The organism is Pseudomonas sp. S3_A09 (assembly GCF_054668065.1).
On record NZ_CP162752.1, the window covers coordinates 5,815,216 to 5,829,817 of the forward strand.

Consider the following 14,602-nt stretch of genomic DNA (forward strand, 5'->3'; position numbering starts at 1 on the left):
CGATCAGTTTGTCATGTAATGAAATCATCCAGCTGTCGTACCATCCGCACGTCGACAGAACGGAGGTTGATATGGGAAATGGTCAGGGCAAACGAGTCGTTGTCATTGGTGCAGGCATCGTTGGCGCATCATTGGCGTATCACTTGGCAGGTAAAGGCGCGAATGTCACCTTGGTAGAGGCTGAAGATATAGCTTCGGGAGTGACTGGCGGCTCATTCGCTTGGCTCAATACCTCACACCCCGAACCTGACCCAATTGCGCAACTTCGCGGTTCTGCCATCAAGGAGTACCGCCGACTCGAAACGCAGCTGCCTGATCTGGAGATACGATGGACAGGTGCCTTGTCTTACAGCGTGATGGCGATTGGAGCGCTGCCGATCTCAGGTCATCAAGCTTTGGCAAACCTGGTGTCTCGATCGCAGATTCTCGATCTGGAACCAAATCTCAAAAAACCTCCCCAGTCTGCTATATATACGTCTGAAGAAGGAGCGCTGGACGCAGTAGCGGCTACGTATGCGTTGATCGCAGGTGCCCAGGCGTATGGGGCGCAGATTCTCACTCAGACGCGAGTGCTCGGTTTTGTAACCCAGAGTGCAACGGTGACCGGAGTCAAAACAACAATAGGCATCATCGATGCCGATATTGTCGTACTGGCAGCCGGAACAGGCATCCCGAAGCTGACAGACATGCTTGGAGTGTCCCTGCCAATAGAGGCCTCGCCTGCTATTTTCATCCGTTACAAGTCACAACCCAACCTCGTGCATACCCTCATCTCCAGCCCTGAAATGGAAGTCAGGCAAAGTTCGGATGGTGCGTTGCTGGCGGCAGAAGATTACCTGGGCGACGCTATGGAAAATCAGCCGGCAGCGATAGCGCTTAGAACTGCCAAGACAATCCAGGATGAACTCCATGGTGTTGTTTCCATACATCCGGAACAGGCTTGTGTCGGACTCAGGCCCATGCCTGCCGATGGCATCCCCATCATTGGTTATCTACCAAAAGTGGATGGCGTCTACGTTTGTGCAATGCACCCTGGAGTTACTTTGGCGGCGATAGTAGGACGCCTGGCCAGCGAGGAGATCATCGATGACAAGCCGTCCAGTGCCCTTTGCTCATGCCGGCCCGACCGATTTTTGCAAGCGTAGGGGATCCTCTTGTGGGGCAGCAATCGGCCAGGAGCAGTCGTTCACGTTAAGGCTGCTTTCGACTCTTTACGGCCAATCATCTCGTCCCCCTTTGATGAGGTAGAGCCACAAATCCTGCCATTCCGAGATTTCAGGCGAAGTCGGCGAAACGCTCGTTTTTCGTTCGCCTGACGAGCCTTCAGATACTCTCACGACCTACCATCAGTGCTTAGATCAGCAAGGGGATCGACGGCTTTGCGCTCCCCGATTGGTAACGGCGTGGATAGTCGATCGGGAAGCACTTCAGCCATAGGAAAGCGTGATCCAAGTCCGCAAACTGAGCGTCAAAGAGGAATCCCGCGTCGTGCTTTGTCCTTAATCCAGGCGGCAACCTTGTCGAGATATGCCCAGACATCGCCGTCATCGGGATGAATATAGTTTGAAGCTTTCGGGTCGCTGCCCAGCGCCTCGAAGATGTTGCGCAGCCACCTTTTGCTTCTGGGAACATCCGCTCCCGGCAGCCAGTGCTCAACTTCGCCATGCCTCAGGACGAACAGGCCATACTGATCAAGGCGGTCAAAAAGGTTCTCGGCCTTTTCCTTCGCAGCTCCATTAAGCAGGGAAATTCCGCCATCCGACTTGGGTTTCTTGTCGTCTGAGATAAGGTCTGACCAGACGCCTGCGCGCTCCAATTTTATAGAATCGTGGGGCTTCGGGTAATTTGTGGCTTCCAAAAGGACTGGGAAGTTGGTTTCGGGGTTGAGTGCGTCGATGTCAAGAATAACCGCGACGGGTATCCCGAGTCCCCTAAGCGGTCCGACGATCTTGTTCACTGAATCCTTTCCGTTGGCGTTGAGGAAAAGGGTGTTCGGCGCGCCTCGTCCAGATTCCGCTGCAAGAAGCCGCTCGTTGATCTCTTGGTAGAAGGCTCGGTCCGCGTCCGCTTCGGTGACCACGACGCCTTCGTAAAATACCCCCGACAGAGCGTTTGCGGACCGCAAAAGTGGCTCCTGCATCATGACGCGGATGTCGTCGTTCGAAAGCATTCGAGCAGTAGCACTGCCTTGCTGATAGGTCAGGCGGACGACATTGACCTTTGCTCCAGACTGGATCGCGCCCATCAGGAACTGGCTGCTATGGGTCGATACAAAAATTTGCTTGTCGCCTTGGCCCGCTGTGTGGGCGATTTCGCGACCAAGTTTGTAGGCTAGCGTGGGGTGTAGAAAGGCTTCGGGCTCGTCGATGATCATGATCTTCGGGTCGCCCGCGCGTAGTTCCAGCAGCATGCCCGTAAAGGCCTTCATTCCATCGCTCCACTGATCGATGGTGCGAGCATTCCTCATCCATTCCAGCGTAGCGTCCTCTACGGTGCGCTCATTTGGTGGTGGCGTATTCCCATATCGCAATTGGATTGATGCCCCCTCGGAAATGTCCATGCCAAGATAAAGGCCGAAGGCATCGAAAAGAACATCTCGTAGCGCCTTTCGGCGAGCATCGTCAGTTATAAGCCTAGCAAAAGTGTTTTTCGGGTCCTTCAGATCGCCTCTGTTCTGTCCCGCGGTCAGGCCAATCCTGCTTGGTCCATCGAGAGTGAGCATATGTCGGGCCGCGTACGTTCGAGCAAACTCATTTATGTTCTCATCAGGATTCTGCAAAGCGCCGCGGAAAGCTGGGACGTAGACTTGCGTCCGCCAGGCTCCAAACTTGAGGTACACGTGATCAGCGTGATCCATTTCTCCCTGATTGCGCTTGTGGTCCGTCCAGGCTTCAAGGAGCGCGTCGATCTCTTCAGTAGTGTGTTTGCGGAATTTGAGCCCACCGAGAATTGCACGACGTGTATTTCCGCTGCTGCAGAATTCGGCAATTTCGCGCAGAACCATACTCTTCCCCGAGTTGTTTGGCCCGACGAAGATGGTAACGGCAGGCTCGTCCAACACCAGTGGGTCTGCCCCTTGGGCAGCGCCAAAGTAAAACCTTGCTTCCTCAATGAGCACCAATATCTCCTTTAAAATCATGATTGTTACACATAGGAAGCTGACCACCCGTACCGACACCCTTGCATGCCACGCGTTTGGCCGCAAGGTGCTGTATATCTACCGCGGTGGTTCGTCCAAATAGGAGACCGTTAGCTCCACAACCCTTCATGGATATCGCAATTGCGTAAAAAAACCGGCAGCTTTCGAAAATTTCGCAGACCCACTTAAAGGCGAACATGAAAGCGTATACTAGCGCCAGTGCTTCAGACCGAATAGTCCGCTTCTGGCCGTTAGTGGACGCTCAGGTTCTTTAGTCTCAAGCACAATCCCACGTCCAATCGAGGAGAGGCATACCGATAGCGCGTCTCAGATTTCCCGACAAAAAGGTAGGGCTACGGAAGCGATCCGAAAAATTGCGGAAGCGATGCCCAAATCGCAGGCAATAAAAAACCCCGTAGACGTTAATCTACGGGGTTTCTAAGAGTGGAGGCCGAGGTCGGAATCGAACCGGCGTAGGCGGATTTGCAATCCGCTGCATAACCATTTTGCTACTCGGCCTCAAACGATCAATGTCCTGACTGCTGACACTCACCGCGTAAAAACTTGAGTGGACGGTAAAGCCCTGCCTCTACTCTAACTCATTGAATACATTGAAGTTTTTAATGCTTCGATGCGTTCGATGGGCGCCATTATGTACGTATTTGCCAATGCGTGCAACCCCTTGATTTCAAAAATATTTCGTATTGGCATCAAGGGGTTGCGTGGCTGCCCTACTCTTTGATGTGCAGGTGTTGGTACTGCGGGTCGGCCTTGATTTGGGCTTCGGTGAAGGGCAGCGGGCTGAGTTTTTTCTGGGAAAAGGCTTGGGTCTGGTCCTTGGCGTGTTTGGATGCTGGGTTGCTCGACTCGGAGAACGCGAGTACGCCTTGGGCATGGGGCCCCTGGTCGTCGAAGGTGACGATTTGCAGGTAGCTGGTGCCGCTGACGACTTCGCGCTTGCCGTCGTCGCGGGGTACGGTTTGCATGGCGTTGTAGATCCCCAGTTCCTGCGGCCCGCCGTGGATCGGGGTTTGGCCGGAGACTTGGAGGTCGCCCCAAGTGCTGTTGGCAGTCAGGCCGAGTTTGGCGACGTCGGCGGTGGACGCCAGCATGGCTTCGCGCAGGGCTTTGGCGACATCCGTGCGGTCGATGGCGAGGCCGCGTGGGGTGGTGAGGGGCTGAGCCGGGTCGAAGGCGACACGCCAGGCGTCGGGGATCTGCTGCAGATGCTCCACCAGGTTAATGAAGTGCACCAGACCGATGCCGCTGTCGAGGTTGGCGCGTTGGTCCCAGTTTTTCAGGCGGGCGCACAAGGGCTGCAGGGTGGTGGCGTCGGCATCGAGGTGTGTGGCGCAGAAGGCGAGCAGGTCCGGCATGACTTGGCCGGCCAGGTACACCTCGTTGTCCATCACCATGTTTTGCAGGTCGGTGACGCTGATCGGTTTATCCAGGGACTGCAGGCGCTGCAGGGCAAAACGCGCACGCGGGCCGAGGCCGATGTGGTCCTGGCTGATCACTGGGGAGAACCCGGTGAGCGGCGCCTTGGGGTTGGCCAGCCAGGCCGAGTCGTTGGAGTGCTGCACGAAGTCGGTGCGTTGCAGCTGCGGCAGCTGGTCGGCCGGGAAGATGCCGGCCTGCGCCGCGCGCGGGTCGACGTCCCAGGCGCAGGCGCTGTGGGCGCCGTCGAGCATGATCATCTGCAGGCCGGCACGTGGGTCGCTGCATTGCGCGAGCTTGGCCGCGCTGACGTTGGGCACCACCGACTGGTTCATGTACAGGCTCTGGCCCTGGTCGTCGGCGGCCACGGTGTTGACCCATGGAATGCCTTGCAGGGTGTGCACCGAGGTTTTCAATTGGTCGAGGCTGCCGGCGCGGTTCATCGCGTACCACTGTTGCAGCACGCGGTCGTTGCCGAGGTTGGCGTCACGCAGGCTGAAGGCGTAGCGGTTGTCCCAGTCGAGTTTGCCCGGCCATTGCACCACCGGGCCGAATTGCGAGCTATAGACGGTGTGCGACTGCCCCTTGAGGCTGCCATCAGCTTGTTTGACCTGCACCGTCACCGTGGTTTTATCCATGGCAACGGATTTGCCATCGAGCATATAGCGCGTGGAATCCTTCGGGTCCAGGGTCAGTCGATACAAGGTGAAGTGTTTGGACGTGTCCACGGTGTGGGTCCACGCCACATGCTGATTGAAGCCGATATTGATCACCGGCAAACCCGGCAGCGCGGCGCCCATAACATCCAGTTGGCCGGGGATGGTCAGGTGCATTTCATAAAAGCGCATGCCGCCCACCCACGGGAAGTGCGGGTTGGCCAGCAGCATGCCGCGTCCATTGAACGAGCGATCACGGCCTACCGCCACGGCGTTACTGCCGCGATCGAAGGCGAAGCGTTGCTGATTGGCGGCGGCCAGTTCAAAGGCCTGGGCGTTGGTCGCTACACCGGTGGTGGTTTGGGGCGGCGTCGCGCCGACCAGGGCTTCAGCGAATTGGCCGACACCACCTTCCACCAATAGCCTACGGGTCAGCTTGACCAAGTCTTCAGGCACCAGTGGCCGCACCCACGCGGCCTGGCACTGTGCCGGAGCGCCCTGCTCTTTCAGGTAGCGGTTGTAGCCGGCCACGTAACCTTCGATGCGCTGCTGGATCTGCGGGCTCTGCGCCTTCCAGAACGCGGCGACCGATTCCGGCGTATTCAGCCACGTGAAGAAGACGTCACTGGCCAGGTTGTTGCGCGCTTCGAGGGTCACCTGCTCGGCGCCGAAGAACGTGGCGCGCTCGCCATTTACCGTGACCACTTCATTGGCCAGCAGGCACAGGTTGTCCTGGGCGTAGGCGTAGCCAATGCCGAAGCCCAGGCCACGCTCATCGTTGGCGCGGATATGCGGCACGCCGTAACTGGTGCGACGGATATCCGCCGAGGCTTGCGTCACCTGTTCCCGCGCCGAAGCAGCCAGGCTCAACCCCAGCAACACTCCGACCATACCTACCCTGGACAACCCATTGGAAATAATCACGCAGACTCCACCGTCAGATTTAACCGTCTCACAAGGGGTAATAACCCCACCGTAAGAACGCAAACCAGCAGGGATAATTTAGCGCGAGGGGCGTTTATTTAAGGCGGCGCGAATGTGACAAAACCGATACCGACAAAATTTCTACATTCGGGACTTCATGATTTTGCTCGCTCGTTCGTCTTATTAACCAAGAGCGCTCATTTTTTCCTGATCAGGCTCTGATAAGGAGTTTTTGCATGTATAACCCGCAAGTGCCCACGGATGGACATTCACCGGCTGCCGAGACCCGTTTTGGCAACGGCGCACAAGCATTCGACAAATCGCCCGAACAGCAAGGCAACCAGCGTATCCGCCACCTGCTCAAGTGTTTTGGCTTGCGCACCAGCCTGATCCGGCTGAAGGTCATCGACGCCCTGCTCACCGCCGCCGACAACCAGCGCACCCTTGGGGTACGCGGTGTGCACAACCATCTGCTTGAGCTAGGCATCCCGTTGTCGTTTCTCAGCGTGCGCGAGGTGCTCAAGCGCCTGTGCAGCGAGGGCGTGATCACCCTCAATGCGGATAAAACCTACACGCTCCATGAAGAGGCTGCCAAGGTGCTCGAAGGCCGGGCCTGACCCCCTTTAGAGCTTGACCTTGCGGCGCATGATGCCGTTGATCACCACCACGACCACTGCAACGGCAATGGCGATAGTCTGGAACGTCTTCTCACTGATGACCCCGGTGTTCTGCAAATAGGACAGGCCAAACATCGTCGCCAATACGGCCAGGGCAATCAGAATCGAATATTTCAAACGTTGCTTTTGTGTCATGACGGGTTCCTGAACCTGAAAAATGAAGCGCCGAACCTGCCCTGCACCCCAGGGTAAACAGGTCCGACAGGCGCTCATGTTACAGGCGATGAAAAACTTTGGCTCGGCCAATCAGCCAGTGTGCACCCAACGCTGGTGCAGCCAGCGCGCCAAGGCATCCAGCGCAAAACCCAACAGCCCGATCAGCAACACCATCGCCATCAGCTCCGAGTAAGCCAGCCGATCACGGGTATCGAGAATGTAATAGCCCAGCCCGGCACTGACCCCAAGCATTTCGCAGGGCACCAGCACGATCCACAAAATGCCGATGGCCAGGCGTACGCCGGTCAGCACGTGCCCGACCACACCGGGAATGATCACCCGGCGCAAGGTTTCCCAGCGCGTCGCACTCAAGCTGCTGCTCAGTTGCAGCCAACGCGGGTCCAACTGGCGCACGCCGGCAGCGGTGTTGAGCATGATCGGCCAGACGGCGGCAAACGCCAGCAGGAAATAGATCGGCTGGTCCCCTACCCCCATCAGCATCACCACGATGGGCATCCATGACAGCGGCGAAATCATGCGCAGGAATTGAAAGGCCGGCGTGGTCGCCGCTTCCAGCTTGCGCGAACTGCCGACCACCAACCCCAGAGGAACACCCACCAGCAACGCCAGGAACAGCCCGACGAAGATACGCTTGAGGCTCACCGCTATGTGCAGATACAGCTCACCGCGCCCCAGCAATTCCCACAAGCTCGTGAAGGTCGCGGCCACGGAAAAACGCGCAGACAACCCGTCAGTCGCGCCAAACACCTTCACCCCCAGCCACCAGAGCAACAACAACCCCGCCAGGCCACTCAGCCCGAGCAACCAGCCCGGGAGTTCACGGTTGTTCAAGCGCCGATCTCCTCATGCCGCTCGTAGCCGTCCGGCAAACCAAAGGTCTTCATGCCGCCCACAGCCTCGATAGCGTTACGCACGAAGCGGTCGTCCACCAAGTCCTTGGCGACGAACGCCGGGTCCAGGTCAGCGAGGAATTTCTTGTCGCCCTCGATCAGCGTGTCCTTCAGGCGACGTACCAGCTCCTCGGTGTAGCTGGGGAATGGGTAAGGTTGGAAATCGATGCGGTGTTCATCCCAATTCCCGTGCTGGATAGCACCGTCGGCCAGGTAAGCTGCGCGGTCGCCGGCGGACGGCGCCAGCACCTTGCTCAATACCGGCTCGGCATGCGGGGTGTAGCGGTTCGGGCCGTCCTTGGACAGCAGCTTCACCGCCTCTTCGCGGTTGTCGCGGGTCCAGACCTGCGCCTTGACGATGGCGTTCACGACTTTCTGCGACCACTGCGGACGATTGGCCAAGTCGTGTTCGTGCATGAACACCACGCAGCACGCATGGTTGCGCCACACATCGCCGGTAAAGCGCTGCACGCGGCCGACCTTGAGGTTTTCCGCCAGGGCATTGAACGGCTCGGCGACGATATAGCCGTCGATACGCTGGCTGGCCAGGGCCGGGGGCATGTCCGAAGGGGGCAACACAATCAGGTTGACCTCATTGGCCGCAATCACACTGCCCGCTGCCCGCGCCACGGGCGTGAGGCCGTTGTCGCGGAACAGCTGCTGCACCACCACGTTATGGATCGAATACCAGAACGGAATCGCCACCGATTTGCCGCCCAGTTGTTTCACGTCGGTAATGCCCGACGCCACGGTCAAACCTGAACCACCCACGTGATTCCACGCCACGACCTTGGCCGGAACCTTGCTGCCGTAGCGCGCCCACACGGTCATCGGCGACAGCAGGTGAATCACATTGACCTGGCCCGAGATGAACGCCTCGATCACCTGCGCCCAACTGCGCAGCAGCACCGGGCGCTCGGCCTTGATGCCCTCGGCTTCGAACAGGCCGTTGTTGTGCGCCACCAGCAGCGGCGTGGCGTCGGTGATCGGCAGGTAGCCGATGCGTACCGGCGCGTCCGGCTCATTGGCTGCGCGGGCTTGCAAGCTGCTGAGCAGCGGTAAGGCGCCGGCTGCGCTGAGCACGGCGGAGAGTTTGAGAAAATCGCGGCGCGAGTGGGTCAGGTCATCCAGGCACATGGGCAGGCTCCAGCAGATCAAGGGGGTTGGATTGAGGGCGGCTCGCCTGCCGTAAGGTTTTAAGGATGTCGATACGCAGCGCGCCAATGGCCTCCACCTGTTCTTCCCGTGGTTGCGGCAGGTCGATCAGCCACTCGCCTAACGTCCGCGCCGGGCGGTTACCCAGTAGCAGGATGCGATCGGACAGTAGCAGCGCTTCGTCAATGTCATGGGTGATCAGTACGGCCGCCGAGCCTTGCTCGCGGTTGACCTTGAGCAACAGATGCTGCATGTCGGCGCGGGTCACTTCGTCCAGGGCGCCAAAGGGCTCATCCAGCAACAGCACCTGGGGCTGGCGCGCCAGGCAACGGGCCAATGCAGTGCGCTGGGCCATGCCGCCGGACAGTTGCGCCGGGAACTGCTGGCGCGCGTGTTCCAGGCCGACAGCCGCGATGGCATGGTCGATTCGGCGGCGGCGCTCGTCATGATCCAGATGCGGCTGACGGGCGAAATCCAGGCCGAAGGCGACGTTCTTTTCCAGGTTCAGCCAGGGCAGCAGGCTCGGGTCCTGGAACGCTACCGCTACGCGCGGATGAGGGCCATTCAAGGGCTCGCCCAACACGCGCACACTGCCGCCCTGGGGTGCCTGCAGACCGGCAAGTACCCGCAACAGGCTGGACTTGCCCACACCGCTGGGGCCGAGGATCGACACCACTTCGCCTGGCTGCAAGTGCAGGTCAAAGCCCTGCAACACCGGCCCACTGGCATACCCCAGGCAAATCCCCTGGGCGCTTAATACGGCATGTGTCATAGGTTGGCCTGACGCTGCAGCTCAGTACGCAATTGCACCAGGCTTGGGGTCACGATCGGCACAAACGCCGACTCGCGCCACCGCCGCGCAAAACCACTGCCGTGCGCCGTGAGGTAGGCCTTGCCGCCGCTGGCTTGCAACTCCAATTGCACGGCGCTGGCGGCGGTCTCCGCCAGGGCGATGCGCAGCTTGAACAACGGCACCGGTTCGGCGGCAAAACGTCCGGCGCGCAGACCGCTTTTCAAATCGCTGACCAACTGATCCAGGGTCGCGCGCAGGGTTTCCAGCTCTTCGCGAAGCACCGTGCGAGTCGCGCCCAAATGGTTGGCGACTTCCGCCAGGGAACGACGCGTCAATCCGATGGACATCCCGCACTGCAAGCCCAGAAACGCCGGACGCACCGCTGGCAGGAATTTGCGTGCGTCTTCATGCAGCAACCAGTCGCGGCTCAGCTCCACGCCTTCCAGATCCAGTGCGGCCGTGTTGCTTGACTGCAAGCCGAGCAGATCCAGGTCGCCAGAACGCTGCAAGCCCGCCACCGAGTCAGGGATCGCCAGGATAAACGGCGCGCCACCCTCCGCCAGCTCGACGGCGGCCGCCGCGACAAAACCGCTCCTGCGCAGGTTGGTCACCCAATGCAGGCGGCCGTTGAGGGTCCAGCCATCGTTGGACGGTTCGGCGCTGATCTGCAAGGTCTCGATGCCCGACAAGAACTTCATCGCATTGGATAGCCCCGTCGCCCCCGCCAGCTTGCCGCTGAGCAAATCCGGCAGCAGCTGTTCACGCAGCCGCGCATTCGGACTGTGGAGCAAATATTCGATAAACGAGCGCTGGCCCCAGCACACGAATGCCGCCGCCAGGGAATGACTGGCAACGTTGGCAATGGCTTCCACCGCCCCCGCCACATCGCCGCCCAGGCCGCCCAGTTGAGTCGGTACGCCGATGCGCAATACGTTGGCCTCTGCCAGCCGTGGCAGCACTTCCTGTGGATCGCAACTGCCCACGTCCAAGGCTTGCGCCTGGACATCGAGCCAACGGCTCAAGATTGGGTCAAGCATTCCTGTTTCTCCTTTTGCAGCAGGTGGACCCACTTCAGCTTGCCGGTTTTTCCCAACGGTATTGCGCCAGCTCCGGGTTCAACGGGGTACGCGCAAACACGTTAGCGAAGTTGCACAGGGTGGCCAGGCTCACACCCAGGATAACCTCCAGGGCCTGGCCTTCGGTGTAACCGGCGGCGCGGAACGCTTCGAAGCCTGCGTCACTGACATCGCCACGGGTGGCGATCACTTCACGGGTGAACGCGGCGAGTGTCTCATAGCGGGCGTTGGGCAGTTCGCCGCGCTGGCGCAGGGCGTCGATGACCTCTTCAGGCAGTTTGGCTTTGTTACGCGCCACCGCAGTGTGGCCGGCCACGCAGAAATCGCAGCCGTGGGTGGTGGCGGCAATCAGTTGCACCACTTCGCGATCGGCCAGGCTCAATTCGGCCTTGGCGTTCAAGCCGGAAACGGTAATGTAGGTTTCCAATGCAGCCGGGGCATTGGCCAACACCGCAAGCAGATTAGGAATGAAGCCGGAGCCCTTCAGTGCATTTTCCAGAAAAGGCTTGGCCGCTTCAGGCGCAGTTTCAAGGGTGAGCAAGGGTACACGGGACATGGAGGTGTCTCCTGATGGGTTCGTGTACTAAGTCTGTTGGTTATAAAAAATCGCCTCAATAGTCTAAAGTAGCGATTACTTGCTCTTGAGTCTTTCCCTTAGATGAATTCGTCCAGTGCACTTGTCGATTGGTTATTAGACAGCCTTGAACTCGACACCAGCCTGTTCCATGTGGGTCGCTACTGCGGCGATTGGCATGCGAGCACCCATGGCCTGGCGAGCGCGAGTTTCCACCTGATCGTACAGGGCCGGTGCTGGCTGCATATCGACGGCGACACCACAGCCCATCGGCTGGACAACGGCGATGCGGTGTTCCTGTTGCGCGACTTGGAATATCGCCTCTCCGGCGAACCCACGGCGGCGGGCGCGCAGGAATGTCCCCGCGTGCCAATGGTGCCCCTGGACAGCGCCGCCAGCGATGGCGTCGGCCTGGTGTGTGGTTTTTTTCACTTCCAGTCCGGTTTGTCAGCGATGATCGTCGACACCCTGCCCGCGTGGATCATCTTGCGTGCGGGCGATCCCTCACTGACCGCCGCACGCAACCTGTTCGAACTGATCCTGCAAGAATGCGAGCGCTTGCCTGCGCCCTCTTCCGCGTTGCTTGAACGGCTTTGCCACCTGCTGTTTCTGTACGTCCTGCGCCAACAGGTGCTGGACAACAGCGCACTGGGTGGCCTGGCCGCGCTGGCGCGGCAGCCGGCGTTTGCCGACCTGCTGGAACAGTTGATCGCCCGCCCGGCCGATGCCTGGACCCTGGAAAGCATGGCCGCCTGCACCGGGTTGTCGCGCTCGGCGTTTTTCAAGCGCTTCAATGAACTGTGCGGACAATCGCCGGGGCAGGTGCTGTTGATGATGCGCATGCGCCATGCCTGCCAGTTGTTCAAGCAGAACCAGACGGTGGCGGATGTTGCAGTGGCGGTGGGTTATCAGTCGGTGGCGGCGTTTACCCGGGCGTTTCACAAAGTGACTGGGCAACAGCCTGGCGCTTATCGCAAGGCACAGGCTTAGCGCCGCAACCCGGTGCCGGGCGTGGCGCAGAGTTCGACCAGCCAGTCCACGAACACCCGTACGCGCAGGGACAGTTGACGATGCGGCGGGTAGAGGGCCGAGAGCGCCATTTTCGGTACCGCCAACCGTGGCAACACCTCCACTAACGTCCCCGCGGCCAGTTGGCGCATGGCGTGATAATGCGGCGCCTGGATCAAGCCGAACCCAGCCTCGCAGGCCGCGAAGTAGCCATCGGAACTGTTCACCGCCAGGCCCTTTGGCAGGTTGACGGTCTGCCATTCGCCACCCACCTCGAACTCCAGGCCAAACCGTTTGCCACTGGCGCTGGAGACGTACTCGACCATCTGATGGTTGGCCAGGTCTTCAAAAGACGTGGGAACACCCCTGCGCTGCAGGTAGCAGGGACTTGCCAGGGTCAGTTGATCCATCATTGCCAGAGGCCGCGCCACCAGCGATTCATCCAGGGCCAGGCCACCGCGCAGCACGCAGTCCACACCCTCGCGGATCAGGTCCACGGGGCGGTCATTGAGGCCAATCTCCAACTCGATCTGCGGATACCGCGCGGTGAAGTCCGGCAATGCCGGGATCACGATCAAACGGCCGATGCCCGAGGGCATATCCACGCTCAAAGTCCCACGTGGACTCTGGCGGCTGGTGGAAAACACCGCTTCAGTTTCCTCAAGGTCCGACAGCAATTGCACGCAGCGCTGGTAATACGCGGCCCCATCCAGTGTAGGGCTGACCTGCCGCGTGGTGCGTTGCAACAGCTGTACGCCAAGGTGCGCCTCCAATTGCTTGATCAGCACCGTCACCGAGGCGCGGGGCAGTTGCAGGCTGTCGGCAGCCTTGGCAAAGCCACGCAGTTCGACGATCCGGGTGAACACGCGCATCGCGTTGAAACGGTCCAAACGCCGGCTCCTTGAGCTGATTATTTAGAAATTACGAACAGTGTTAGCGCTTTTAGCCGGTTTATCCCGATTTTGTCCAGCGTGACAATGCAGGCCTTCTCAACAAGGAGTTCCCCCATGCACACTCGCCAACTCGGTAACAACGGTCCCCTCGTCTCCGCCATCGGCCTCGGCTGCATGGGCATGAGCGATTTCTATACCCCCGGCAGCGACACGCGGGAAGCCACTGCAACGCTGCACCGCGCCTTGGAACTGGGCGTCAGCTTTCTCGATACCGCCGATATGTACGGCCCTCACACCAATGAACAATTAATCGGCAAAGCCATCGCCGGCAAGCGTGACCAAGTGTTCCTGGCCAGCAAGTTCGGCATCGTGCGCGACCCGGCACACCCGGCAGCGCGTGGCGTGGATGGCCGGCCGGAGTACATCCGCGAAGCCATCAACGGCACCCTGCAGCGGCTCGGTGTGGAGACGCTGGATTTGTACTACCAACACCGTATCGACCCACAGGTTGCTATCGAAGAAACCGTTGGTGCCATGGCCGAGCTGGTGCAACAGGGCAAAGTGCGCTACCTGGGCTTGAGCGAAGCCTCGGCCGCCACCCTGGAGCGCGCCCACAAGGTGCACCCGATCAGCGCCCTGCAAAGCGAGTATTCGCTGTGGAGCCGCGACCAGGAACACAACGGCTGCCTCGCCGCCTGCCAACGCTTAGGCATTGCGTTTGTGCCCTACAGCCCGCTGGGCCGTGGTTTTCTGACCGGCGCACTGCAAAGCCCGGACGACTTCGGCGCCGATGACTACCGTCGCTTCAGCCCGCGCTTCCAGGGCGAAAACTTCGGCAAAAACCTGCAGTTGGTGAAGCAGGTACAGGCCTTGGCAGCCGACAAAGGTGTCAGCGCCGGGCAACTGGCACTGGCCTGGGTATTGGCCCAGGGCGACTACATCATTCCGATTCCCGGCACCAAGCAGCGTAAGTATCTGGAAGAGAATGTGGCAGCCCTCGCGATCAGCCTCAGCCCGGCCGAATTGGCAACGCTGGAGGCGATCTTCCCCGTTGAAGCGACCGCCGGCTTGCGCTACCCGGAAGCGGTGATGGCCATGCTGGATATCTGAACGAGGGAGCGCCCTCAACAGGCGCTCGCTTTTCTTGCACGATCGTACCTCAAGCTCTTTCCACCCAGGCCGATAGCCCTACGAAGCTCTAAC

Annotated in this window: 13 protein-coding genes and 1 tRNA gene; 4 read left to right on the plus strand and 10 right to left on the minus strand. The window is 59.8% G+C overall.

The features are described 5' to 3' along the window. Positions 1–71 precede the first annotated feature (71 nt). Positions 72–1,145: an NAD(P)/FAD-dependent oxidoreductase gene (locus AB4N92_RS27045; protein WP_236298091.1), complete on the plus strand. Its 1,074-nt coding sequence runs from the start codon at positions 72–74 to the stop codon at positions 1,143–1,145. 323 nt (positions 1,146–1,468) lie between these two features. On the opposite strand, the gene AB4N92_RS27050 is transcribed toward AB4N92_RS27045, so the two are convergent. The 3 genes from AB4N92_RS27050 to pvdQ form a co-directional block, all read right to left on the minus strand. Further along, positions 1,469–3,118 (minus strand): ATP-dependent nuclease, encoded by a 1,650-nt coding sequence (locus tag AB4N92_RS27050; protein WP_236267075.1) that lies wholly within the window; start codon positions 3,116–3,118, stop codon positions 1,469–1,471. A gap of 466 nt (positions 3,119–3,584) precedes the next feature. Beyond that, positions 3,585–3,658, minus strand: a tRNA-Cys gene (locus AB4N92_RS27055). A 212-nt stretch (positions 3,659–3,870) separates the two neighbouring features. After that, positions 3,871–6,156 carry a bifunctional acylase PvdQ gene (gene pvdQ, locus AB4N92_RS27060; protein WP_236267074.1) on the minus strand — a complete coding sequence of 762 codons (2,286 nt, stop codon included), beginning with the start codon at positions 6,154–6,156 and terminating at the stop codon, positions 3,871–3,873. A gap of 236 nt (positions 6,157–6,392) precedes the next feature. Between pvdQ and AB4N92_RS27065 the strand changes: the two genes are divergently transcribed. Further along, positions 6,393–6,773: a fe2+ zn2+ uptake regulation protein gene (locus AB4N92_RS27065; RefSeq protein ID WP_236267073.1), complete on the plus strand. Its 381-nt coding sequence runs from the start codon at positions 6,393–6,395 to the stop codon at positions 6,771–6,773. A 6-nt stretch (positions 6,774–6,779) separates the two neighbouring features. Here AB4N92_RS27065 and AB4N92_RS27070 read toward each other — a convergent pair whose 3' ends face one another. The 6 genes from AB4N92_RS27070 to AB4N92_RS27095 all read right to left on the minus strand — a co-directional run bounded on the left by AB4N92_RS27070 (position 6,780) and on the right by AB4N92_RS27095 (position 11,480). Next, positions 6,780–6,968 carry a hypothetical protein gene (locus AB4N92_RS27070; protein ID WP_010210250.1) on the minus strand — a complete coding sequence of 63 codons (189 nt, stop codon included), beginning with the start codon at positions 6,966–6,968 and terminating at the stop codon, positions 6,780–6,782. 111 nt (positions 6,969–7,079) lie between these two features. After that, positions 7,080–7,841 carry an ABC transporter permease gene (locus AB4N92_RS27075; protein WP_010210249.1) on the minus strand — a complete coding sequence of 254 codons (762 nt, stop codon included), beginning with the start codon at positions 7,839–7,841 and terminating at the stop codon, positions 7,080–7,082. Beyond that, positions 7,838–9,037: an ABC transporter substrate-binding protein gene (locus AB4N92_RS27080; protein WP_236267072.1), complete on the minus strand. Its 1,200-nt coding sequence runs from the start codon at positions 9,035–9,037 to the stop codon at positions 7,838–7,840. Before AB4N92_RS27080 ends, AB4N92_RS27075 begins: the two co-directional genes overlap by 4 nt. After that, positions 9,024–9,827 carry an ABC transporter ATP-binding protein gene (locus AB4N92_RS27085; protein WP_021493048.1) on the minus strand — a complete coding sequence of 268 codons (804 nt, stop codon included), beginning with the start codon at positions 9,825–9,827 and terminating at the stop codon, positions 9,024–9,026. Before AB4N92_RS27085 ends, AB4N92_RS27080 begins: the two co-directional genes overlap by 14 nt. Then, positions 9,824–10,885, minus strand: a complete 1,062-nt coding sequence (locus AB4N92_RS27090) for an acyl-CoA dehydrogenase family protein (RefSeq protein WP_198832328.1) — start codon at positions 10,883–10,885, stop codon at positions 9,824–9,826. Before AB4N92_RS27090 ends, AB4N92_RS27085 begins: the two co-directional genes overlap by 4 nt. Before the next feature lie 34 nt (positions 10,886–10,919). Further along, positions 10,920–11,480: a carboxymuconolactone decarboxylase family protein gene (locus tag AB4N92_RS27095; protein WP_042572298.1), complete on the minus strand. Its 561-nt coding sequence runs from the start codon at positions 11,478–11,480 to the stop codon at positions 10,920–10,922. A gap of 102 nt (positions 11,481–11,582) precedes the next feature. Here AB4N92_RS27095 and AB4N92_RS27100 point away from each other — a divergent pair, with 102 nt between their 5' ends. Further along, positions 11,583–12,488: an AraC family transcriptional regulator gene (locus AB4N92_RS27100; RefSeq protein ID WP_021493047.1), complete on the plus strand. Its 906-nt coding sequence runs from the start codon at positions 11,583–11,585 to the stop codon at positions 12,486–12,488. On the opposite strand, the gene AB4N92_RS27105 is transcribed toward AB4N92_RS27100, so the two are convergent. Beyond that, positions 12,485–13,396, minus strand: a complete 912-nt coding sequence (locus tag AB4N92_RS27105; RefSeq protein WP_042572296.1) for a LysR family transcriptional regulator — start codon at positions 13,394–13,396, stop codon at positions 12,485–12,487. The genes AB4N92_RS27100 and AB4N92_RS27105 overlap by 4 nt on opposite strands. 117 nt (positions 13,397–13,513) lie before the next feature. Between AB4N92_RS27105 and AB4N92_RS27110 the strand changes: the two genes are divergently transcribed. Beyond that, on the plus strand, positions 13,514–14,509 hold the full coding sequence (locus tag AB4N92_RS27110; RefSeq protein ID WP_044287246.1) for an aldo/keto reductase: 996 nt from the start codon (positions 13,514–13,516) through the stop codon (positions 14,507–14,509). The last annotated feature ends 93 nt before the right edge of the window (positions 14,510–14,602 follow it).